The sequence below is a fragment of the Cellulomonas sp. P4_H4 genome, from assembly GCF_056400865.1.
The window spans coordinates 445,051-467,420 of sequence record NZ_JBFUKL010000001.1 but is presented as its reverse complement, the minus strand read 5'-3'; the positions used below and the strand labels follow the sequence as shown (position 1 = coordinate 467,420).

Below are 22,370 nucleotides of genomic sequence, written 5' to 3'. Positions count from 1 at the left end.
TCCGAACGCGACTCGGTGTCGTCGCTCCCGCCGCGGCCGACGTGTGTGGGTGGCGCGCGCTTGGATGGGTGGATGGACGAGGACGATGCGCGGCGGCTCGCGCTGGCTCTGCCCGAGGTGTCGGAGCGGCAGAGCTGGGGGCAGCCCGCCTGGTTCCATCGCAACCTTGTCGGTCGGATGTGGGACGACGAGCGGCTGACGGTGCGGGTGGAGGACGACGGGGAGCGGTTGGCGCTCGTGGAGCAGGTGCCCGCGCTGTACTCGACGACCGACCATCACGCCGGCACGAACCTGGTGCTGATCTCGCTCGCCACGGTCGACGCGGAGACGCTCGAGGCGCACCTCGCCGAGTCGTGGTGGTGGGCCGCCCCACCCGTCCTGCGCAAGCGCTACCCGCACCTCGGCCCGACGGACGGGGCCTGATCGCGTCGCGATCGCCGGTCCGCGGCAACGGCGGTGCCTCCGCCCGGCCTGCGCCAGTGCCAGGGCTGCCGCCAGCGGCGGCCGGGGTCGGGGCTTGGGTCGCGGGCCAAGGCCGAGGCTGGGGCTGGGGCTGGGGCTAGGGCTGGGGCTGGGGCTGTGCAGGGTCGGGCTGGGGCTGTGCAGGGTCGGGCTGGGGCTGTGCAGGGTCGGGCCGGAGCCAGTTCCGGCGCCGGGGCCCGGGTCGGGCGGGTGCGTTGCCTATGGCTGAGGCAGCGCAGCGATGCGTTGGGCTGCTCTCGGGAGGACTTCCTCGCCGACCCGGTAGGCCTCCTCGACGTGGGGCCAGCCGGACAGGATGAACTCGTCGAAGCCCGCGGCGGCGAGCTCGGCAAGACGGTCGGCGACCTCGTCGTGGCTCCCTACCAGGGCGGTGCCGGCACCCTCGCGCAGGAGGCCGATGCCCGCCCAGAGGTTCGGCCCGACCTGCTGGTCGTAGGCGGACGGTCCGAGTCCGCGAGAGAGGCTGTTCATGCGCGCCTGGCCGACGGACTCCAGGGTGGCGAACCGCGCCTGAGCCTGGGCGAGGGCCTCGGGGTCCATGCCGGCGAGGAGGCGGTCCGCCTCGGCCCAGGCCTCGTCGGCGGTGTCGCGCGAGATGACGTGGAGCCGGACACCGAACCGGGGAGCGCGGCCGAGCACGGCGGCGGCTGCGCGCACCCGGGTCAGGCGCTCCACCAGTGCCGGGAGCGGCTCGCCCCACGCGAGGTAGACGTCAGCATGCTGGGCCGCGACAACCTCCGCGGCCGGTGACGCACCCCCGAAGTAGATGTCGGGCCGCTGAGCCTGCAGCGACGGGAAGCCGCCGCCGTCGACGGTGTAGTGCGCGCCGTCGTGCGAGAGCCGGGTCGGACCCCATAGGCCCTCGAACACCTCGAGGAACTCCGCGGTCCGCGCGTACCGCTCGTCGTGGCTCAGGGTGTCGCCGTACGCCCGCTGCTCGGCCGGGTCTCCACCGGTCACGATGTTGACCGCGAGCCGCCCACCCGAGAGCCGCTGGAAGCTCGCGGCCTGCTGCGCGGCGAGCGTGGGGAGCAGAAAGCCCGGGCGGAACGCGACGAGGAACCGGAGTCGCTCGGTCAGCGGCAGGAGCGCGGCCGTCGTGATCCAGGCGTCCTCGCACGCCGAACCGGTAGGCGTCAGGACCGCATCGAACCCCGACTGCTCCGCGGCCCGGGCGATCTGCCCGAGGTAGGCGAGCGACGCCGGGCGCGTCAGCACCCGCCGCGCGACGCCGGCCGCGGCGACCACGTTGGCCACGTGCCGGCCGTCGCCGTTGGTGGGGAGGAACCAGTGGAAGGAGCTCATGTCGCCTGTCCGGGATCTCGTCGGGAGGAGCATGCTCGCCCCGAGGCCGCGGCGGGACAAGCGCGTGGTGGCGGCGTCTCACGGCTCGGATGCCTGCGGAGGTCCAGCCCTCGCGGGTCACGGCGGCGAGAGGTGCCCGCCGTGCCCATGTTGGTGACGACGGCCCTAGGTTGGGCAGGTGAGCGACATGGCGAGCGGTGCGGTTTCGACAGGCGAGCCGGACTGGGTGCGGCACGCGATCTGGTGGCACACGTACCCGCTGGGCTTCGTGGGGGCCCATCCCCAGACGGGTCCGGTGGGCGCGTCGCCCGACGAGCACCGCCTGCTGCGGATGACCCGCTGGTTCGACCACGCGATCGCGACCGGGGTGTCGGGCGTCGCGCTGGGACCGGTGTTCGCGTCGGAGACGCACGGGTACGACACCGTCGACCACCTGCGGATCGACCCGCGGCTCGGCACGGACGACGACTTCGACGCGCTCGTCGAGGAGGCGCACGCGCGCGGGCTCAAGGTGCTGCTCGACGGCGTGTTCAACCACGTCGGGCGCGGCTCGCAGATCGCGCGGCGGTCGGTCGAGGCGGCTGAGGGCAGGTCCGACGACGAGGTCTGGCTGCGGCGGGTCGAGGGCGGCGGCCCGACGGACTTCGTCAGCTTCGAAGGGCACGACGCGCTCGCGACGCTCGACCACGAGCACCCGTCGGTCGTCGACTACGTCGTCCGCGTCATGAACCACTGGCTCGACCGTGGCGCGGACGGGTGGCGGCTCGACGCGGCGTACGCGGTGCCGACGAGCTTCTGGGCCCAGGTGCTGCCGCGCGTGCGCGCTGAGCACCCGGATGCGTGGATCGTCGCCGAGGTGATCCACGGCGACTACGCCGAGTTCGTGCGGGAGTCGGGCGTCGACTCGGTGACGCAGTACGAGCTCTGGAAGGCGATCTGGAGCTCCGTGAACGAGGTCAACCTCTGGGAGCTGGCCTGGTCGCTCACGCGGCACGACGAGTTCCTCGACGCCTTCGTCCCGATGACCTTCGTCGGCAACCACGACGTCACGCGCATCGCGAGCAAGATCGAGGACGACCGTCACCTGCCGCACGCGCTGGTGGTCCTGCTCACGGTCGGCGGGACACCTTCGATCTACGCGGGCGACGAGCTCGGCTACCTCGGCGTGAAGGAGGAGCGGCTGGGGGGCGACGACGCGGTGCGGCCGGAGTTCGCCGCGGACGGCCCCGAGGAGAACGACGAGCGGGCCGCGTCGATCCTTCGTCTGCACCAGGACCTGATCGGGCTCCGACGCCGGCACCCGTGGCTCCACGAGGCCCGGACGACGCAGGTCGAGCTGGCGAACGAACGGTTCGCTTACGAGGTCCGCAACGGTGACGACGCCCTCGTCGTTGCCCTCAACCTGGCCGACGACGGATACGCGCTGCCGTCGGGCGACGTGCTGCTGGCGAGCCACGACGGCACGGTCGGGCCGCACGGGTGGGCGATCGTCGCCCCGTAGGGGATGAACCACGAGGTAGCGCACGAACGGGTGGCCGATCGTCGCGCTCCAGGAACGGCCACGCCCACGAGGCGTGGCGAAGCAAAGCGCGGGTGGCGCACCGACGCAGCTGCGGTGCGCCACCCGGGCAGTCACCAGCCGGAGGGGGCCGGCGGCACGACGACCGGCGGACGGTCGTCGCACGTGATGGTGTTCGGCAGCTCCCAGGCAGCGAACCACGGACCCGTGGTGCCGCCTCCGTCGTTGCCGCCGAGGTCGATCGACGACCACTCGGACCCTGCGGGCGTGAAGTGGAACGTGCCGCAGTTGTTGATGCCGACGGCACCGACGTTGCGAGCGTCCACGTTCTCGAACGTCGCGGAACCGGCGACCCGCGCGCTGAGCACCGAGGTACCGGTGCCGTCGACGCGGATGTCCTTGAAGTGCACGTTGGTGATCGAGTACAGGTCCTTCACGGGCCAGTCCGCCACCAGCATGATCGCGTTGTAGGTGTTGTCGAGGAAGTGGTCGCCGACCACCTGGATGTCCGCGTCGATGTTCTTCTCGAGCGCGTAGAACCAGATCGCCCCGAGCCCGATGTTCCAGTTGAGCTCGAAGGTCCCCGACCGGACCGTGGTGTTGTCGGTGATCCACAGGTGCCCGGCGAACGCCTCGGCGCCGAAGCGGGAGCCGACCTGGATCGCCGAGCCCTCGCGCAGCGGGTCGGCGATCAGGTTGCCGGACACCGTGTTGTCGGTGCCGCCGTAGATCGCGACGCCGTTGGCCAGCGTCGGCGTCTGGATCGTGTTGTGGTCGAACGTGTTGCCGGCGTTCGTCGTGTGCTCGGACCACATGGCCAGGCCGTCGTCGCCGGTGTTCCGGACGAAGGTGTTGCGCACGGACGAGCCGGTGACGCCGGTGTGGAAGTTCACGCCGTCGGCGATCTGGTCGACGATGATCGAGTTGCTGATCGCCACGTCGTCCATCGGCCCGTCGAGCCAGATGCCGACCTTGGTGTGCTGGATGTACAGGCCGTCGACGGTCGAGTCGCTCAGTGCTCCGCCGATGCCGTTGACCTGGTCGGTGTCGATGCGTTCGCGCACGTCACCGCGGATGGTGAACCCCGACAGGTGCACGTTGTGGCTGCCGCCGACGGACGCGTCCTTGCCGTAGAAGCCGACACCGGTGTGCACGGAGCCGTCGGGGGCGGGCGTCGCGAGCGCGACCTCCTTGCCGCGGATGACCGTGTACCAGCTGCCCGCGCCGATGATCGTGACGTCGTCGACGATGATGTGCCGATTCACCTGGAAGACGCCCGGCGGCACGTAGACCGGCAGGTGCGCCTTCTTGGCGAACGCGATCGCCTTGTCGAACGCGGCCGCCGAGTCGCGTCGACCGAGCGGGTCGGCGCCGAAGAGCAGTACGTTCGCGGCCTTGAGCTTGACGACCGGCAGGCCGACCTTCTCGGAGTCGAGCAGGTCGACGACGGTCCAGGCGACGCCCGCGGGAGCGGTCAGCCGGACCACGGAGCCGGCCTTGTACGTGGCACCGAGCAGGACGCGCTGCTCGTCGTAGAAGTGCATGGGGCGGAACGGCGTCGTGATGACGGGCGTCGGGGTGGTGGCGGCCGGCACGCAGCCGCACTCCGTGATCCACCAGTCGGGGTGCAGCAGGCCCGCGTTCGGGTCGTTGGAGAACGGGTACTGGTTGTACAGGTACGAGTACTGCGAGGTCAGCGGGGCGTTCGCGGCACGGGCGCCGTTCACGGTGATCGGCATCGATGCGGTCAGCCCGCCACCGTTCGGAGCGTCGGGCAGCGCGTAGCGGACGGTCAGCGCGTTCGCGGCCTGGGGCAGCGTGAACTCGACGTACTGCCCGGGTGTGAGCTTGACCGCGGTGCGGCCCGACGCCTCCGCGGCGAGCGTGTACGGGGTGCGGTCGGGGCCGATCCTGGTGCCGTTGGTGACCGCGTTCTCGGCCTCCTGCTCGACGAAGCCGACGTCGGCGCCCCGGCCGGCGACGAGCGACGGGTCGAGCGCGGCACGTGTGACGGGGGTGGGGACGGGCGTCGGTGAGGCCGGGTGCGCCGAGGCGCTCGTCGCGGGGACGACGAGGGCGAGGGCGAGGGTGGTGAGCAGGACGGGGAGCCGAGAACGACGAACGGTGTTCCGCACGGGAGCGCCTCCTTGCGCAGCCGGGACGGCGTCGGGCAGGGGGAGCCGCGCCGCATGACGGGACACACCGTAGGTACTGGACGATATGTGAGACAAGACCGAATCGTGAATTGCAAAAACTTACGCTTATGACGCAAGTAGATGCGTATACAGCCGGTGAACGCACGTGGGATCAGCGGAGACCGTGGCCGGCAGGCCCGCTACGCGGACAGGTGCGTCACCCGCGGCCAGACGGACTCCCAGGTCCCGGCAGGGGCGGCGCACACCTGCACGATGCCGTCCTGCTCCTCGTTGTCCACGTCGAACCCGTTGTCGATCCGGTCGACCACCTCGCACCCGACCGCCCAGTCGGGCGCGGCGTCGTACCCGACGACGACGAACGGACCGTCGGACCCGACCGGCTGACCCCAGGCCGCGTAGCCGTTGTGCCCGCTGTAGACCGGCACGTCGATCCCGTACCACTCGAGCGCACCGGCCTCCCCGTAGTTGCCGGTGACCACGTGCGTGGCTCCCGACGAGGACACCGCCGAATCGACCGTGGCGACGAAGGCGGGCCAGCCGATCATCTCGACCTGGTCGTCGTTGATCTCGGCGAAGAACGACTGCCCGAACGGCCGCTCGGACAGGATGGGCAGCCCCGCGGGCCACACGATCAGACCACTGAGCCCGATCGCCACTCCCGCCAGGACGACGCCGCGCGTGCTCCACCGCTCGACGAGCCCGCACGCGCCGGCCGCGATCAGCACGGGCACGGCCCCGACGACGTAGTACGCCTTGCCGCCGGTCAGGAAGAACACCACGACGAGGAGCACGAAGGCCCATGCCAGCGGCTTGGCGCGCACGAGAGCAGGAACCCGGAACAGCCGCACGAGCCCGTAGATCCACAGGACCGCGGTGACCGGGCTGAACTGCACGAGCAGCAGGCCGAGGAACGAGAACCGCTCCCCCAACCCGCCGTACTCGGAGCGGATGTCCGCCGCGAGGGTCAGCTGCGGCCATCCGTTGAGCGCCTGCCAGACGAGGTTCGGCAGCCACAGGGCCAGCGCGATCGCGACTCCGCCCCACGCCCACGGCGAGCGCAGGTGGTGCCGCACGGCGGGCGTCAGGGCGACACCGACGACGATCCCGACGGCCAGGAACGCGATCAGGTGCTTGTCCTCGAGAGCGAGCCCGGTGAGCCCGCCGACGACCAGCCAGCCGCGCGGTCGGTCCCGGGACAAGGTCCAGACCGCCGCGTAGACGATCGCGACCCAGAACAGGGTGTCGATCGACGTCGTCGACAGCATGTGCCCGAGGATCGCGACGACCACACCGCAGCCCGTGGCGACCATCGTCAGCACCTGCGCGGCGGTCGTCCCGCCGAGCTCGCGCGCGGTCAGTGCGGCCAGCACGACGACTGCGGCCATGGCCAGGGCCGGAACGACGTGCAGCGCCACGAGCGAGCCCGGGGCGGCGACGTCGGCGAGGTGCGCGAGCAGCGGCGTCAGCGAGGGCTGGTCCGGGTAGCCCCACGCCAGATGCCGGCCGGCAGCCAGGAAGTAGAGCTCGTCGCGGTGCGGCCCGTACCGGCCCGAGAACGCGACGAGGACCGCGAGCAGCAGACCCGCGGAGGCGAGCACCCACGGCCAGGCGACGGGAGGTGGCGCAACGGGACGCCGGCCGGGGTTCGAGGCGACCACAGGGGCGACCACACAGGGAGCGTAGCGACGGGCGCGGGATCAGGACATAGCGGATAGCGTCGCCAGGAGGACTCCGAGCAGGAGGTGGAGATGAGCGCACGCCCGCACGTGGTGGTGGTCGGCAGCGGCTTCGCCGGGTTCTTCGCGGCCCGCACGTTCGAGAAGCTGGTGCCACCCGGCGCCGCCGACCTGACGATCGTGAGTGCGACCGACCACCTGTGCTACTCGCCGCTGCTGCCCGAGGTCGCCGCCGGACGCCTGGACGCACGCCGCATCGCGATCCCCCTGCACTCGGCACTGCGGCGCGCACGGATCGTGCAGGGGCTGGTCGAGTCGGTCGACACCGACGCACGGACGATCGACGTGGCCTGCGACCTGGCGGACCCGCTCGTGATCCGCTGGGACCGGCTGGCGATGACGGTGGGGTCGGTGACCCGGCGGCTGCCGACGCCCGGCATGGAGGACCACGCGCTCGGACTCAAGACGCTGGTGCAGGCCGTCTACATCCGCGACCACGTGCTGCGGCAGATGGAGATCGCCGACGCCACGGACGACCTCGCGGACCGCCGCGCCCGCCTGACGTTCGTGGTGGTCGGAGCCGGGTACGCAGGCACGGAGACGGCTGCACAGCTGCAGGTCATGACGCACGCGCAGCTGGACCGGTTCCCCCGACTGCGCACCGAGGACGTCACGTGGCTGCTGGTCGACGTCGCCCCTGCCGTGCTGCCCGAGCTGGGGCCACGCCTCGGCGAGTTCGCGCTCGACCAGATCCGGGCGCGGGGCATGCAGGTTCGGCTGAGCACGTCGGTCACCGCGATCGCCCCGGACCGCGTGACGCTCTCCGACGGAGAGACGATCCCCTGCCACACGGTGCTCTGGACGGCGGGCGTCACGCCACCTCCGCTCGTGGGCGCGCTCGGGGACGCCGTCGAGCGCGGGCGGCTCGTCGTCGACTCCCGGCTGGAGGTACCGGGAGAGACGCACGTCTGGGCCGCGGGCGACGCGGCCTCCGCCCCCGACCCGTACGACGCGCAGCACCGCGCGTACCCGCCGACCGCCCAGCACGCGCAACGCATGGGCGTCGTCCTCGGGCACAACATCGCCGCGAGCCTCGGCCACGGCGAGCCCCGCGACTACCGGCACCACGACCTGGGCCTCGTGGCCGACCTCGGCAGACGCAGCGCCGTGGCGCGCCCGCTGGGGGTCTCCCTGACCGGTCTGCCCGCGAAGGTCGTCGCGAAGGCCTATCACCTGTATGCGGTGCCCTCGATGGCCAACCGAGCCCGCATCGCGGCCGACTGGGCGCTCAACCTGGTCAGTCGACCCGTGCCCGCGCAGCTCGGTCTGGTCCAGCCGGGCCAGGCACGGTTCGCGGCAGCGGAGCACACGGCCGGGCGTTGAGCGAGGCGTGCGTCAGCCGAGCCGCGCGACCCGCACGACGCTGCTGAAGTACTGCGTCTCGGCGTACGCGACGCCGACCAGCGTGCTGCCGACGGGGTGGACCTCGTAGAGACCGGCCGGGATCGGCGCGCTCCAGACCTGGTCCGCGCCCGTCAGCGAGTACGCGTCGATCCAGTCGCCACCGGTCATGCCAGGAGTCCGCACCGCGAGAAGGTTCCGACCGTCCGTGAGGAGGGTGGTGTAGGTGACGCCGTCCGAGGGTGCGATGGTCCAGAGCACCTTGCCCGACTCCCCGTCGAGGACGACGATCCCCTTCGCCCCGAGCACGTAGACGCGGCCGAGCATGACGAGCGCGCCGTACCCGCTCGTCGAGATGTCGGCCGTCCAGAGGGTCCGGCCGGTCCTCACGTCGGAGCCGCGCAGCGCTCCGGGAGGGACGTCCTCCTCGCTCCCGTCCGTGGCTCCCGAGGGTGACGGCACCGTGAGGATCAGGTTCGGCACGCTCCGGTCGTCGACCGGTGGGTAGACCAGGTCGCCCGAGAGGGTGGCCTCCACAGCCCCGTCCGAGCCGAGCAGCTCGGTCCTGGTCGTCCCGGTGCTGCTGTACGTGACCGCGATGTAGCGGTCGTCGCTCGGCGCCTCGACGAGCCAGCTGCCGCCTGAGGCGTCGTCCCCCTCGGGCTGCACCGCGAGCGGCACGCCGTCCTCGTCGAGCCGCATCGACCAGCTGCTCGAGCCGACCTCGATGAGTCCGCCCACGCCCTGGACCGACGGCGGATAGTCGCGGCGGATCGCCATGTGCGGGACGTCCAGCCGCCGGGACCACACCGTGTCTCCCGTGGTGGGTTCGTACCCGGTGACCTCGATCCCGTCGTCGGCCCAGCGTGCCAGGACGACACGGCCGCCCGAGACGGCGATGCCGCTCTCACCCGCCGGCCACCGCACGATCTCGTGCCCGTCGTGGGTGTCGAGGACGCGGACGAGCGTCTCGGTCGCGGGGACCTCCACGTACTCCTCGCCGTAGGTCTGGAACCCGTCGCTGACCATGCAGGCGATCGAGGTCGGCTCCGCCGCGTGCGGCCCTACCGGCAGGCAGTACCCCGACGAGGTCCCACCCTCGCCCTCGCGCGCCGCCGCCAGAGCGGGGCTCGGGCCGTACACGACCGTCGACCAGCGTTCGGCACCCGTGGCGAGGTCGATCGCGACGACCCGTTGCGAGCCGTCCGCCTCGACGACGAGGTTCATCGTCGCCCCGTCCGCCACGATCCCGTACGCGGCCGCCTGGGTCGACGTGCCGGACATGTCCCAGCGGATCGGCAGGTCGGGGTCGATCGGGGCGAGCACCCCGGGGACGTGCGCCAGCCCGGCGAGCAACGACCGCTGACGCGCGTCCGTGATGCTCTGGTACCCGACGAGCGCGAGCACGACCGCCGCAGCGGCGGCCGGCACGAGCCACCATCGACGTCGATGGGGCTGTCCTGAAGGAGGTGGCCCGCCGTCCCCGCCGTCCGTCGCGGCGCCATCGGTCACGACGTCGACGAGCTCGACGTCCTGCATACCGCCCCCGCGCGCCATCTCGCGATGATACCGAGCGGCCCTGACGCCCCGAGGGTGAACGTCTCACCCGAGGACGACCACCCCGGCCGTCGTGAGGCCGAGAAGCGGGCGGCCCACCGAGGTGCTCGACCGGATGCCGTCAGGCAGCGGAGCGCTCCACAGCGCGTGCCCGTCACCGAGGTCGTACGCGACGAGCTGGCTGCGCTGCTGGCCCGCGACCGGATCGTCGGCGACGAGGAGCGCGGAGCCGTCCGTCACGAGCGTGCCAGGCACATGGAGCGGCGTGAGGGTGGACCGCCAGACGATGTCGCCGGTCCGGCCGTCGAGCGCGACGGTCCCGGTCCTCGTCGGCACGTAGACGCGGCCCTGCAGCACGAGCGCCGAACCCATGGCGACCTCGTCGGACGACCACCGCCGGGCACCGGTCCGGGCGTCCCAGCCGCGCAGCGCCGCGTCTGAGGTGAGCACCAGGTCGGGAACGCTGCCGTCGTCCACGGTGACGTCGAGGTACGTGCCCGGGAGGTCGACGTCCTCGCGTCCGGTGCGGACCAGCGTCGAGCGGACCTGCCCGGACTCGGTGGTGCTCAGCAGGGCGAGGATCCCGGCGGTCGCGCCGTACCGGTAGCCCGCGAGCGCCGGGACCGGCTCGCGCACGAGGTCACCCGAGGCGTTGAGGAGAGCGACCGACCAGCCAGGGTTCGTCACGCCGACCAGGTCGCCCGCGGAGAACACCTGCACCGCGGACGTGAACGCCGCCTGGCTGAGGTCCTCGCCCGCGCTGCGTGGCGTGTACCGCCATCGCACCTCGCCGGTGAGCAGGTCGCGGGCGGTCACCTCGGCGCCCGGCGCGCTGAGCACGACCAGCCCACGGAGCACGGCCATCGAGGTCGCGGCGGGCGTCCGGTTGTCGGCGACGACGCTGCCATCCCGCGTGTCCACCACGACGACGCGGGTGATCGTCGCGGGGACGACGGTCGGGCTGCCCGCCTTGTCGAAGTGCTGGAAGCCGTTGCTGACCAGGCAGGCGATCTGATGGGCCGCCGAGGGTGCGCACCGGCCGGCCGACCGCCGGTCCAGGGAGAGGGCCAGCGAGGCGTCGGGACCGAACATCGGCGTCGACCAGCGGACGTCGCCGGTCCGCTGGTCGACCGAGACGATCTCCTGCCCCCCGTCGTCGGTGATGCTGAGCCCGACGAAGGCGCCGTCGGAGGGGACCCCGCCGAGCACGAGGCCTGACAACGCCTCCGACGGGCGCCAGAGCACCTGCACCGACGAGTCGACGGGCGCAACGACCCCGGGCACGGCCGCGAACCGGGCGAGCTCCGCCCGCTCCCGCGCGTCGAGCACGGTCTGCGTGACGACGAGGACTGCGGCGGCCAGCACCGCGACGCCCCCGACCCACCACCAGCGCCATCGGCGCCGGTGCGACGGGTCGGCCGCGGGCGCCTCGACGACGTGAGCGTCCTCGAGGTCGACCTCCTGCATGCCGTGCCGGCTCATGCCTCCACCTACGACCCGGTGTCGCGAGCGCTGCCCAGCACGGCCGCCCCGACGTCGGAGCCCACGAGCAGGAGCTTGCCCTGGACCGACGCCGTGCCGAGCCGCTCGGGAAGGACCGCACGCCAGAGGTGGGTGCCGGTGTCGAGCGTGAAGGCGTCGAGGGTCCCGGACTGCTCGCCGGTGGCCGGAGAGTTGGCGACGAGGAGCGAGGTGCCGTTGGTCAGGAGCGTCTGCACCTGGTCGTAGGAACCGGTGTTCGCGCTCCAGACGAGGGCGCCCGTCCGGCCGTCGAACGCGAGCACCGCGCCCGCGCTCGCGCCGCTCATGCAGTACACCGAACCGTTCAGGATCACCGCCGGGCCTCCGATCGGCCCGTCGTTCTCCCAGAGCAGCTCGCCCGAGCCCGCGTCCCAGGCGCGGACCATCGAGCCGTACGTGATCTCGACGTCGTCCAGGGAGCCGTCGTCGACGGACCGCGCCAGGAGGTAGCCAGGCACCGTGGCGTCGGGACGGCCGGGGCGGACGACGGTGGTGGCCGGACGCCCCTCGGCAAACCCCGAGAGCAGCTCGAGCCGGTCGGTCCCGACGATGACGGGCGACCCGTCGAGCACCCGGCTGCGCTCACGGACGACCTGGCCGTCGGCCGACAGCAGCGTCACCTGCCGACGCGCCTCCTGCACACCGACCCGGTCACCGAGAGGGAACAGCCGGAACCCGGCGACGTCACCGGCCGGCGCGATGCCGGGCGTCGGCGAACGGAACTGCCACACGCGCTCCCCGGTCACGGCGTCCTGTGCCGTCACCTCGGCGTGGCCGTCCGCACCCGGCAGACCGAGCACGACCAGTCCGGCCAGCGTCGTGAGCTCGATCGCGGGGGGCGCAGGCTGGTCGGCGACGACGTGCCCGTCCGCCGTGTCGACCACGACGACGTGCGACCGGACCGGCTCACGCACGTAGGTGGCCCGCCCCCGTTCGCCGACGCTGACCACGGCGTCCGACCCGAGGCACGCGACCAGCACGGCGCCGTCCCCTGCGACCGGGATGCTCCGGCACTCGCTGGGGGACGCCTCGCCGCCGCGCAGCGCCAGCTCGGTGTCGGGTCCGCGCAGGGGGGCGGACCAGCCGCGGTCGCCCGTCGCCGCGTCGCGCGCCTCGACGCGCTGCGAGCCGTCGAGGGCGGTCCGCACGCCGATCACCGCGCCACCCACCGTCACCGCGCGCTCGAGGTAGGCGAGGTCCCTCTCGTCGACGCGCCAGAGCTCGGCGACGTGGGCGTCGATCCCGTGGACCACCCCGGGAAGCGCCTGGACCCTGGCCACGGCGGCGCGGTCCCGGGCGAGGAACGCGGCCTGCGTCCCGACGAGGGCCAGCGCGACGACGGCGACACCGAGCCACAGCAGGAGCCGACGACGCCGGCGGACCGGGTCCGCGGCGCGCTGCGGCGGCTCGTCCGGCGCGCGGACGTCGTCGAGGAGCTCGACCGGCTGCATGTGGCTGCGGTGCCCCATCCTCGGAGGCTAACCCGGCACCCGGACCCGGGGCCCGCCGAGGAGGGGTGATCCGACCGACGGGACGCCTCCGACGGCGCGCAGCAGCGTCCTGGCACCCCCTGATGTCCGTCATCGCCTCGGCATCCGCACAGGCGCCCCGCGGGCCAACCGGGCGAAATTGCGCGTGTCGGTGCTGCACCGCGCCGAAACAGTCGAAAGATGGAGGGAGAGGTTCGAGGCGAAGGAGCCGACATGAGCGTCACCGACGAGCAGCTCCAGGTGGACCCCGCGCTCGAGGCGCAGGTTCGCGTGGCCTACGCGGGCGCGTCCTGGTTCGAGCTCGCCAGCGCTACGGCGAAGGCCCACCACGAGTACGACACGGTCCGCCGGCAGCACGACCAGGAGGCGACGGACCGTGCCCGCGGGCGGCTGCACGTGCTGGAGCTGATGCTCGACGCAGAGGGAGAGCGTCTCCACAGGCACGCGTGACGGCTGCCATCCTTGTCCGGTGGCCCCGACAAGCGCAGGTCTGCTGCTGTTCCGACGAACCGTGGACGGAGGCATCGAGGTCCTCGTCGGCCACATGGGCGGACCGTTCTGGGCGCGCAAGGACGCGGGTGCCTGGACGATCCCGAAGGGCGAGCCGTCACCAGGTGAAGACCCCTACGCCGCCGCCCTGCGCGAGTTCGAGGAGGAGCTCGGGTCCCCACCGCCGGCCGGTGACGCGCCCGACCTCGACCTCGGGTCGATCCGGCAGAAGTCCGGCAAGGTCGTCACCGCGTGGGCGCGCGAGGGCGATTTCGACGCGGCGAGCGCCGTGAGCAACACCGTCGAGATCGAGTGGCCGCCGCGCTCCGGGCGCCGCGTCGAGGTGCCGGAGATCGACCGCGTCGGGTGGTTCTCCCCCGCCGAGGCGGCCGCCCTCGTGGTCGCCGGGCAGGGCAAGCTGATCGAGCGCCTGACGGCCCTCCTCGACCGCTGACCTGCAGCCTGGCGACCTAGGGCTCGCGCGGCTCGTCGGGCTCGTCCCACGCTCCGGTGGGCTCCGGCGGCTGTTCACCTGTGGTCGTGACCGCCGTCGCGCCGGGCGGAAGGTTCGACAGATCAGGGGCGATGACGAGGCCAGGCAGACCGGAGTCGGGCAGCCGGATGGTGGATGCCTCGGTCGCCGCGCCCACGAGCACGAGGTCGTGCGCGCCACGCATGGGGAGCGTCTCGCCTCGGAAGAAGGCCGGCTGCCGGATCCACCACACGACCATCAGCACCAGGCCGATGAGGATCGCGACGACCCCGACCACCGCGACCGCGCCGATCCCGAGGATCGTCACGTTCTCGTCGTTGTCGTCGGTCAGCCAGTCCGGCGCCGCGAACTGGATCAGCGCGTAGACGAACGCGGCCAGCAGGATCAGCCCGCCGAGCGACGGCAGGACGCCCTGCATGAAGAAGTCGCGAGGCTTGTGGTGCAAGGTCCGGCGGTAGAACCAGCTGCATGCGAACCCGGTCAGGCCGTAGTAGAAGGCGATCATCAGGCCGACCGAGCCGATGAGCGCGGTCAGCAGGTTCGGGCTGATCAGCGTGAAGAGCAGGTAGAACGCCATCGAGACGACGCCCATCGCGATCGTCGAGACGCCCGGCGTCAGGTACTTCGGGTGGATCTGCGCGAACGCCTTGGGCACCGCCTTGTACGCGGCCATGGACAGCGTGGTGCGGGCCGTCGGCAGGATCGTCGTCTGGGTGGAGGCCGACGCCGAGGTCAGGATCGACGCCGAGAGCAGGAGCAGCGCGATCTTGCCGAGTCCCGAGTCGCCGAACAGGGCCGGCCCGATCGCGGCGAACACGTCGTCGGCGTTGTCCGGGTTGCCCAGGCCGATGCCGGTGGTGCCGACGCCGGCGAACGCGACAGCCGCCGTCGAGACGAGGACGTAGGTGACCAGCAGCAGGACCGTCGAGAGGATCGCCGCACGGCCCGGGGTCGTCGCCGGGTCGTCGGACTCCTCGTTGACCGACACAGCGGTGTCCCAGCCCCAGTAGATGAACACCGCGGTGAGCAGGGCCGGCGCGATGACGGTGGACACGTCCAGGCCGCCGGGCCAGAACCAGCTCCACTGCGGCGTGAGCGAGTACGGCTCCCCGTTCCCGGTGTAGACCTTGGTCAGCGCGACGACCGCGAACATGATCAGGACGACCACCTCGATGGACAGCAGCGCGTACTGGATGCGCGCGGAGACCTCGATGCCGCGGTAGCAGAGGTAGGTCATGACGGCGATCCACAGCAGCCCGACCGCAGTCGTCCACGCGACGCTGGAGTCCAGGTCCCCGGCCGCGGTCCAGCCGAGCTCGCCGAGGAACGTGAACGTGTAGGTCCCGGCGATCTGCGCCAGGTTGGCCATGACGATCACGTCCGCGGCGATGATGCCCCAGCCGCCGAGCCATCCGGTGATCGGCCCGAACGCCCGGGTGGCCCAGGTGAACGTGGTGCCGCAGTCCGGCTCGGCGCGGTTCAGCTCCTGGTACGTGACGGCGATCAGGTACATCGGGACGAACGCCAGCAGGATGATCGCCGGCGCCTTGACGCCCGCGAGGATCGCGCCGCCTCCGGCGACGACGAACCCGAGGCTGGCCGCCAGGCTGTACGCGGGTGCGGTGGACGCCGTGCCGACGACGACGCTCGAGACGAGCCCGAGCGCACCGCCCTTGAGTCCCTTGCCGGTCTCCGGGAACCCCAGAGGAGCGGCGTCGGTGGTGGAGGCAGACACGAAACCTCGCAGTGGCGCGGCCCGCGGCATCGTCGCCCCGGGCGGATGGACCTGGCGGATTCGTTGCGGTGTGGTGCGGATGGAGCAGATCTCACTCGTCGCCGGCCGTCTCGGCCACCGAAACCGTAGCGCTCGGCGTCGTCGGCCGGAAGACGTCCCGGACACCGTCCCAGGCTGCCGGAGCCATCGTGCAGGCACCGCTACGGTGTCGGGATGACCGACCGGTCGGCGGGCGAGCTGGTGCGGGAGGTCCTGGTCGACGTCGGGCGGACCATCCGACGCGCGGACCTCGCGATCGCCTACTGCGCGGTGGTGACGGCCGTGACCGTCTGGGTCCACCTGCAGACCCCCGAGCGGCAGGCCGAGATCTACGACCGCGTGAGCAGCAACCTCGACAACCTCCGGGCCGAGCCGCTCGTGTCGATGCTCGGCAGCGCGTTCGTCGTCGAGAGCCTGGTGGGGCTCACGCTCGTGGTGCCGCTGCTCGTCGTGCTCGCATACCTGCAGCGGTTCGTCGGGCGCGTCGCCTCGCTCGTCGTCGGGCTCGCGGGACACGTCGGGGCCGGCCTGGTCGTGGCCGCAGCACTCACGACCGGTATCTTCCACGGCTTCGTCGACGACTCGGTCGCGGAGGTGACCGACGTCGGCGTGAGCTACGTGATGGCCTGCGCGATGGGCTTCCTCGTGCTGGCCGTTCCGCCGCCCTGGCGCTGGTGGTACCTCGCCGGCACAGCCCTGCTCTGGCTGCTGCCAGGCGCGTTCCTGCGGACGTTCACCGATGCGGGCCATGCGACCGCGCTCGGCATCGGTCTGCTGCTAGCGCTCGTCTCGTCGCGCGTGGTCACCGCCGACCATCGCGCACGCGCACGCGGCGAACGCGGGATCGACCCGCCCGAGCTCCACCGCTGAGGGCGAGCCGGACCGGTCGATCCCCGTGCCTCAGCGCGTCGCGACGGGCTCCGGCTCGTCCGGCGCGGCCGTGCCGGCCAGCCGCAGGTGCGCACCCTCGATGTCGACGTTCGGCGTGATCTTGTCGAGCCAGCGGGGCATGCTCCAGGCGCGGTCGCCCAGGATGGCCAGCACCGCCGGGACGATCGTCATGCGGACGAGGAAGGCGTCGATGAGCACGCCGACCGCGAGGCCGAACCCGATCGCCTTGATGGTCGGGTCGTCGACCAGCATGAACCCGGCGAACACCGAGGACATGATGAGCGCCGCAGCCGTGACCACGCGCGCGCCGTGCCCGACTCCGGCGATCGTCGCCTCGGTCGCGTGGCTGCCGTGCACGAACTCCTCGCGGACCCGGGACACGATGAACACCTCGTAGTCCATGGCGAGCCCGAACAGGATCCCGATCATGATGATCGGGAGGAAGCTGACCAGCGGGCCGGGGTTGTCGACGCCGAAGAGCGCGCCCGCCCAGCCCCACTGGAACACGCCGACGACGAGGCCGAACGTCGCACCGACCGTGAGCAGGAACCCGAAGGCGGCCTTGAGCGGCACCATCCAGGAGCGGAACGCGATGAGCAGCAGCAGGAACGACAGGCCGATCACGACGCCGAGGTAGACCGGCAGGGCGGCTGCGAGCTTGGCGGAGACGTCGACGCCGATGGCGGTGGTGCCCGTGATCGCGATGCTCTCCGACGTGCCCTCGGTCTGCGGCTGGACGGCGTCGCGGATGTCCCGGACGAGCTGCGCGGTCTCCTCGGTGCTCGGGCCGCTCTGCGGGATGACCGTGATGAGCTGGGTCTGGCCCGACTCGCTCGTGGCGCCGGGCTGCACGGCGACGACGTCGTCGAGACCCTGGACGGTCTCGGTCACGTTCGCTGCCAGGGCGGCCGTGGACTCCGCGGTGTCGCCCTTGACGACGACGATCAGCGGGCCGTTGACGCCCGGGCCGAACGCCTCGGCGGTCATGTCGTACGCGACGCGCTGGTGGCTGCCCGCGGGAGCGGTGCCGCCGTCCGGGAGCGCGAGGTGCATGTTCAGCATCGGGATCGCGAGCGCGCCCAGTCCCAGGACACCGAGGATCACGATCGGGGTACGGAAGCGGATGACGCGACGGGCCCAGCGGAAACCGACGCCGTCCTCGGCGTTCGGCGTGATGGTGACGCGCTGCTTGCGCGGCAGGATCCGCTTGCCGACGAATCCGAGCAGCGCGGGCAGGAGCGTCAGCGCGACGATCACGGCGGTCAGGACGGTGCCGGCGGCGGCCAGTCCCATCGTCGTGAGGAACGGGATCCCGGCGATGGCCAGACCCGCGAGGGCGATGACGACGGTGGCCCCGGCGAACGTCACGGCGGAACCGGCCGTGGCGACCGCGCGGGCGACCGACTCCTCGTAGTCGAGCCCGTCGGCCAGGTTGTTGCGGTGCCGCGAGCTGATGAACAGCGCGTAGTCGATGCCGACCGCGAGGCCGAGCATGAGCGCGAGGACCGGTGCGGTCGAGGTGATGTCGACGAACGCGGTGAGGATCAGCAGCCCGCTCATGCCGGCGGCGAGACCGACGATCGCGGTGAGCAGGGTCATGCCGGCGGCGACCAGTGAGCCGAACGTGACGATCAGGACGACCGCCGCGACAAGCACGCCGATGCCCTCGGTGGGGCCGACCTCGGGCGGGGCCTGCGACAGCTCACCGCCGGAGACGACCTTCAACGCCTCGGTGGTGGCGGAGTCGCCGAACTCGTCGAACGCGTCCTTGGCCTCCTGCGAGATGCCGTCCAGGGGCGTGCCGTAGGCGACGGTGACCAGCCCGGTGCGCCCGTCGGGGCTGACCGCCTGCGAGACGGTCGGGTCGACCACGCCGACGACCTCGGGCAGCGTCGCGGCGTCGGCGAGGACCGGCGCCAGCGCGTCGGCGTCGAGGGTCTCGCCCTCGGGCACCTGCACGATGAGCGTGGCGGTCGCACCGGATGCGGCGGGCAGGTCCGTGCGCAGGTCGTCGAGCGCCTGCTGCGCCTCGGTGCCCGGGATCGACAGCGCGTCGTCCGTCGAGCCGGCGATCGTGGCGACGCCGACGCCGAGCAGGACGAGGACCACGCCCCAGATCGCGACGACCCGGCCGCGGCGGCGGAACGAGAACCGCCCCAGTCGGTAGAGGAGCTGTGCCATGTCGAGGTCTTCCGTTTCGATCGGTGTGACGGGGTGGAGGTCCGCGCCGCATCCTCGGGGCACGTCGGTGGTGCTGTGCTGGTCCAGAGGATCTGGTCCGCAGGATCAGGTCGGGAGGAGGAGCCTCTTCATGCAGGTCAGGAGAAGGGCGCGCAGGCTCTCGTCCGTGTGCGTGTGGTCGTGGCACTCCGCGATGGCGCCGTTCAGCGCGAACGTCGCGATGCGCAGGCGGTCGGGTTCCGTCCCGCCCGCGAGCAGCCGCGGCAGCTCGAAGCACGAGTCGGCGACGGCGATGAACGACGGGACCTCGGCCAGGAGCTCGGCGCCGTCGAGCACGACCGACAAGCTGCGGTACTCCACGACGACGTCGACGAACTCGTCGATCGCCCGCTCCTGCGCGTTCGGCATCGCGGGGTTGGCCAGCAGCCCCTTGACCAGCGCGTCGAGCCGCAGCGCGGCGGGCTCGAGCACCTCGGAGATGATCGCGCCCTTGTTGGCGAAGTGGTAGAGAACCGTCGCCTTCGAGCAGCCGACCGCCGCCGCGATGTCCGCGAGCGAGGTGTCGTGGTACCCGTGCTCCATGAACAGCTCGAGCGCACGGTCGAGGATCTCTCGACGGGTGCGCTCGCGCAGGGGGACGGTGGTGGTCATCTGGCCAGCATAGCCTGACCGATCGGTCAGTCGCCGACCGATCGGTCAGGTTTTCACCCGCCGCGCACCCGACTCCCCCAGCGCACACCTTCATGAACGGCCGTCGGATGACGATGAGTGGGTCATATGGAGACCGTCCTGCGCCTCACGCCGAGCCGACCCGCACGGGTCGCGATGCGGCGCACGCGGAACATCGTCGTCACCCTCGGGGTGCTCTACACGATGTCCTGCGTCGTGGACCCCGCGACCACCCGGATGCTGCGTGCCGGCGGCGAGCGGGCTGCCGACGCGGCCCTGCGGAGCATCGAGGACCTCCGCGGCGTACTGACGAAGGCGATCTTCGACTACGCGATCGTCCCCGGGCTCTTCGTCGCGCTCGCCGGGATCGTCGTCGCCCTGTGGGTCGGCCAGCAGGTCGGCGGCCGAGTCGCACGCCGCGACACCTCCGCCTGACGCTCGACACGCCGCCGGAGTCACCCGCGGCAAAGGGGTGAATCGGACAAACCGCCCACGCCGGGGTGCTGGCGCTCTGCCACTATCAGCCTCATGAACGGCTACCCACCCGCTGGCTGGTACCCCGACGGCACGACCGTCGGAGTAGTGCGCTGGTTCGACGGTGCCGCCTGGACCGAGCACGTCATGCCCGAGCCGCTGCATCCCGCACGCTGCCGAGTGCTCGCGACAGCAGCATCCTCGACCGGCGAGACCGCGTCCGTCTAGGCACGCACGAGCGCGTGTGGGACGCCCGCCCTAGGCTCCCAGACGTGCACCAGCTGTCCCGCGCCGACGCCCGTCGTGTGGCCCTGCGCGCCCAGCTGCTGACGGCGCAGCGACCGACCGACGTGCACGAGACGGTGCACGCGCTGACCTTCCTCCAGCTCAACCCGACCGCCGCTGTGGCTCCCAGCGCCGACCTCGTCCTGTGGAGCCGGATCGGTTCGTCGTACGACCCGGACGAGCTGCGCGAGGCGCTCGACCAGCAGACGATCCTCGACTACCGGATGACGCTGCGGGTTGCGCAGGACATGGCGCTCTACCGCGCGGAGATGGCGGACTTCCCCGGCACGGGCGACCACGTTCCCCTCTGGAAGGTCGCCAACCGCCAGTGGGTCGACGACAACGAGGCGTGCAGGCAGGACATCCTCGAGCTCCTGCGCACCGACGGCCCGCTGCCCGCGAGCGAGCTGCCGGACACGTGCGTGCGGCCGTGGCGCTCCTCGGGCTGGAACAACAACCGCAACCTCACGATGATGCTCGACCAGCTCGTGCTCATGGGCGACGTCGCGGCCGCAGGCGGGACGGGCCGGGACCGGCTCTGGGACCTGGCCGAGCGCGTCTACCCGCCCGGCCCGCAGATCCCGCTCGACGAGGCCCGGGAGCTGCGCAACCGGAAGCGGCTCGGTGCGCTCGGGATCGCCCGGTCGAAGGGTCCGGCGTGCCCGGTCGAGCCTCTGGACGTCGGCCTGGCCGGGGAGCCCGCGGTCGTCGACGGGGTACGCGGCGAGTGGCGCGTGGACCCGTCGCTCCTCGACCTGCCGTTCGAGGGCCGCGCCGCCCTGCTGTCGCCGATGGACCGGCTGCTGCACGACCGCAAGCGGATGACCGAGATCTTCGAGTTCGAGTACGTCCTGGAGATGTTCAAGCCGGTCGCCGCCCGCCGCTGGGGCTACTACGCGCTGCCCGTGCTGGTCGGCGACCGGCTCGTCGGCAAGCTCGACGCCACCGCCGGCCGCGAGGTCCTGCAGGTGCACGCCCTGCACCTCGACGAGCCCCTGTCGGCCGACGAGCGGGACGCCGTCGACGAGCAGGTCGAGGACCTCGCGCGGTGGCTCGAGCTCGACCTCGCCTACGAGGTGTAGTAGCCAGCCGCCAGGTCGTCCAGGAGTCCCGGTTGGGTCGGCTGCCAGCCGAGGAGCCCGCGGGTGAGCGCGCTGGACGCCGGGGTGTCGAGCGCGAAGAAGCGACCGATCCAGCCGAAGTGCTCGGCGGCGTCGTCGGGAGCGACGGACGCCGTGGGGAGACTCAGACCCTTGCCGATCGCCTCCGCGATGTCCCGCGTGGCGACTCCCTCCTCGCCGACGGCGTGGACGACCGACCCGGCGGGCGCCGCGTCCAGCGCGAGGCGGATCAGGTGCGCAGCGTCGCGGACGTGGACCGCCGGCCAGCGGTTGGCTCCGTCGCCGACGTAGCCGGAGACGCCCGTCGCGCGGGCGATGCCGGCCAGGTGCGCGACGAAGCCGTGGTCTCCCTGTCCGTGGACGGTCGGGGCGAAGCGCAGGCCGACCGACCGGATGCCGCGGTCCGCGGCCGAGAGGGCGAGGTTCTCGGCGCCGCCGCGCATCGACTCGGGGCCGTGGTTCGGCGACGCGTCACGCTCGGTCGCGGTGCGGCCCGGCGTCAGGCCCGCGACACCCGACGCCAGCAGCAGGGCGCGGTCGGAGCCCGCGAGCGCCTCGACGAAGGTCTCGACCGCGGCCCGCTCGGTGCGCCAGGCGCCGGCCATGTCGCCGAAGTCGTGGTTGAAGCCGAGGTGGATCACGGCATCGGCCGCCTCCGCGCCGGCACGCAGGGCGCCGAGATCGTCGAGGGACCCGCTCAGCGGGGTCGCGCCCGCGGCCTCGATGCGTGCGGCGCTGGCCGCCGATCGAGCGAGGCCGACCACCTCGTGGTCTGCGGCCAGCAGCTCTGAGACGGTGGCAGACCCGATCCACCCGGACGCTCCGGTCACGAACACGCGCATGATGCGCTCCTTCAGAAGTGATGTCAGCAACTGTCATCACTAC

General features: G+C 72.1%; 19 protein-coding genes. 9 read left to right on the top strand and 10 right to left on the bottom strand.

What is annotated here, in order from left to right:
* Nucleotides 1-72 precede the first annotated feature (72 nt).
* A complete protein-coding gene (locus AC1DPN_RS02380; RefSeq protein WP_477083115.1) occupies nt 73-423 on the top strand; it encodes an MmcQ/YjbR family DNA-binding protein in 351 nt (116 codons plus the stop codon).
* 258 nt (nt 424-681) lie between these two features.
* Here AC1DPN_RS02380 and AC1DPN_RS02375 read toward each other — a convergent pair whose 3' ends face one another.
* Nucleotides 682-1,788, bottom strand: a complete 1,107-nt coding sequence (locus AC1DPN_RS02375) for an LLM class flavin-dependent oxidoreductase (protein ID WP_477083114.1) — start codon at nt 1,786-1,788, stop codon at nt 682-684.
* A 187-nt stretch (nt 1,789-1,975) separates the two neighbouring features.
* Here AC1DPN_RS02375 and AC1DPN_RS02370 point away from each other — a divergent pair, with 187 nt between their 5' ends.
* Nucleotides 1,976-3,289, top strand: coding sequence for an alpha-amylase family glycosyl hydrolase (locus AC1DPN_RS02370; protein WP_477083838.1), 1,314 nt, complete (start codon nt 1,976-1,978; stop codon nt 3,287-3,289).
* A 131-nt stretch (nt 3,290-3,420) separates the two neighbouring features.
* On the opposite strand, the gene AC1DPN_RS02365 is transcribed toward AC1DPN_RS02370, so the two are convergent.
* Entirely contained in the window at nt 3,421-5,442 is a 2,022-nt protein-coding gene (locus AC1DPN_RS02365; RefSeq protein ID WP_477083113.1) for a glycosyl hydrolase family 28-related protein, read from the bottom strand.
* A gap of 200 nt (nt 5,443-5,642) precedes the next feature.
* A complete protein-coding gene (locus tag AC1DPN_RS02360) occupies nt 5,643-7,133 on the bottom strand; it encodes a glycosyltransferase family 39 protein (RefSeq protein WP_477083112.1) in 1,491 nt (496 codons plus the stop codon).
* A gap of 78 nt (nt 7,134-7,211) precedes the next feature.
* On the opposite strand from AC1DPN_RS02360, the gene AC1DPN_RS02355 reads away from it, so the two are divergent.
* The gene (locus AC1DPN_RS02355) at nt 7,212-8,522 is read left to right on the top strand and encodes an NAD(P)/FAD-dependent oxidoreductase (protein WP_477083111.1); all 1,311 of its coding nucleotides are present in this window, start codon (nt 7,212-7,214) and stop codon (nt 8,520-8,522) included.
* A gap of 12 nt (nt 8,523-8,534) precedes the next feature.
* Here the strand turns inward: AC1DPN_RS02355 and AC1DPN_RS02350 are convergent, their stop codons facing one another.
* Genes AC1DPN_RS02350 through AC1DPN_RS02340 form a run of 3 tightly spaced genes read right to left on the bottom strand, consistent with a single transcriptional unit; the run spans nt 8,535 to nt 13,087 of the window.
* On the bottom strand, nt 8,535-10,097 hold the full coding sequence (locus AC1DPN_RS02350; RefSeq protein ID WP_477083110.1) for an outer membrane protein assembly factor BamB family protein: 1,563 nt from the start codon (nt 10,095-10,097) through the stop codon (nt 8,535-8,537).
* A 45-nt stretch (nt 10,098-10,142) separates the two neighbouring features.
* Nucleotides 10,143-11,579: an outer membrane protein assembly factor BamB family protein gene (locus AC1DPN_RS02345; protein ID WP_477083109.1), complete on the bottom strand. Its 1,437-nt coding sequence runs from the start codon at nt 11,577-11,579 to the stop codon at nt 10,143-10,145.
* A gap of 8 nt (nt 11,580-11,587) precedes the next feature.
* Nucleotides 11,588-13,087, bottom strand: coding sequence for an outer membrane protein assembly factor BamB family protein (locus AC1DPN_RS02340; protein WP_477083108.1), 1,500 nt, complete (start codon nt 13,085-13,087; stop codon nt 11,588-11,590).
* A gap of 234 nt (nt 13,088-13,321) precedes the next feature.
* On the opposite strand from AC1DPN_RS02340, the gene AC1DPN_RS02335 reads away from it, so the two are divergent.
* Together AC1DPN_RS02335 and AC1DPN_RS02330 are read left to right on the top strand one after the other, a co-directional pair.
* Complete coding sequence (locus AC1DPN_RS02335; RefSeq protein ID WP_477083107.1) at nt 13,322-13,558, top strand: hypothetical protein; 237 nt, start codon at nt 13,322-13,324, stop codon at nt 13,556-13,558.
* Between the two features lie 19 nt (nt 13,559-13,577).
* Nucleotides 13,578-14,051, top strand: a complete 474-nt coding sequence (locus tag AC1DPN_RS02330) for an NUDIX hydrolase (RefSeq protein ID WP_477083106.1) — start codon at nt 13,578-13,580, stop codon at nt 14,049-14,051.
* A gap of 16 nt (nt 14,052-14,067) precedes the next feature.
* Here the strand turns inward: AC1DPN_RS02330 and AC1DPN_RS02325 are convergent, their stop codons facing one another.
* On the bottom strand, nt 14,068-15,825 hold the full coding sequence (locus AC1DPN_RS02325) for an APC family permease (RefSeq protein ID WP_477083105.1): 1,758 nt from the start codon (nt 15,823-15,825) through the stop codon (nt 14,068-14,070).
* Nucleotides 15,826-16,038: 213 nt separating this feature from the next.
* Here AC1DPN_RS02325 and AC1DPN_RS02320 point away from each other — a divergent pair, with 213 nt between their 5' ends.
* Nucleotides 16,039-16,734 (top strand): rhomboid-like protein, encoded by a 696-nt coding sequence (locus AC1DPN_RS02320; RefSeq protein WP_477083104.1) that lies wholly within the window; start codon nt 16,039-16,041, stop codon nt 16,732-16,734.
* Between the two features lie 30 nt (nt 16,735-16,764).
* On the opposite strand, the gene AC1DPN_RS02315 is transcribed toward AC1DPN_RS02320, so the two are convergent.
* Both AC1DPN_RS02315 and AC1DPN_RS02310 read right to left on the bottom strand, forming a co-directional pair.
* Nucleotides 16,765-18,936 carry an MMPL family transporter gene (locus AC1DPN_RS02315; RefSeq protein ID WP_477083103.1) on the bottom strand — a complete coding sequence of 724 codons (2,172 nt, stop codon included), beginning with the start codon at nt 18,934-18,936 and terminating at the stop codon, nt 16,765-16,767.
* Nucleotides 18,937-19,041: 105 nt separating this feature from the next.
* Entirely contained in the window at nt 19,042-19,587 is a 546-nt protein-coding gene (locus tag AC1DPN_RS02310; RefSeq protein ID WP_477083102.1) for a TetR/AcrR family transcriptional regulator, read from the bottom strand.
* 126 nt (nt 19,588-19,713) lie between these two features.
* Between AC1DPN_RS02310 and AC1DPN_RS02305 the strand changes: the two genes are divergently transcribed.
* The 3 genes from AC1DPN_RS02305 (at nt 19,714) to AC1DPN_RS02295 (ending at nt 21,446) form a co-directional block, all read left to right on the top strand.
* On the top strand, nt 19,714-20,040 hold the full coding sequence (locus tag AC1DPN_RS02305; RefSeq protein ID WP_477083101.1) for a hypothetical protein: 327 nt from the start codon (nt 19,714-19,716) through the stop codon (nt 20,038-20,040).
* A 93-nt stretch (nt 20,041-20,133) separates the two neighbouring features.
* A complete protein-coding gene (locus AC1DPN_RS02300; RefSeq protein WP_477083100.1) occupies nt 20,134-20,307 on the top strand; it encodes a DUF2510 domain-containing protein in 174 nt (57 codons plus the stop codon).
* Between the two features lie 44 nt (nt 20,308-20,351).
* On the top strand, nt 20,352-21,446 hold the full coding sequence (locus tag AC1DPN_RS02295) for a DNA glycosylase AlkZ-like family protein (protein ID WP_477083099.1): 1,095 nt from the start codon (nt 20,352-20,354) through the stop codon (nt 21,444-21,446).
* Here the strand turns inward: AC1DPN_RS02295 and AC1DPN_RS02290 are convergent.
* Nucleotides 21,434-22,327, bottom strand: a complete 894-nt coding sequence (locus tag AC1DPN_RS02290) for an SDR family oxidoreductase (RefSeq protein WP_477083098.1) — start codon at nt 22,325-22,327, stop codon at nt 21,434-21,436. The genes AC1DPN_RS02295 and AC1DPN_RS02290 overlap by 13 nt on opposite strands.
* Nucleotides 22,328-22,370: the final 43 nt, after the last annotated feature.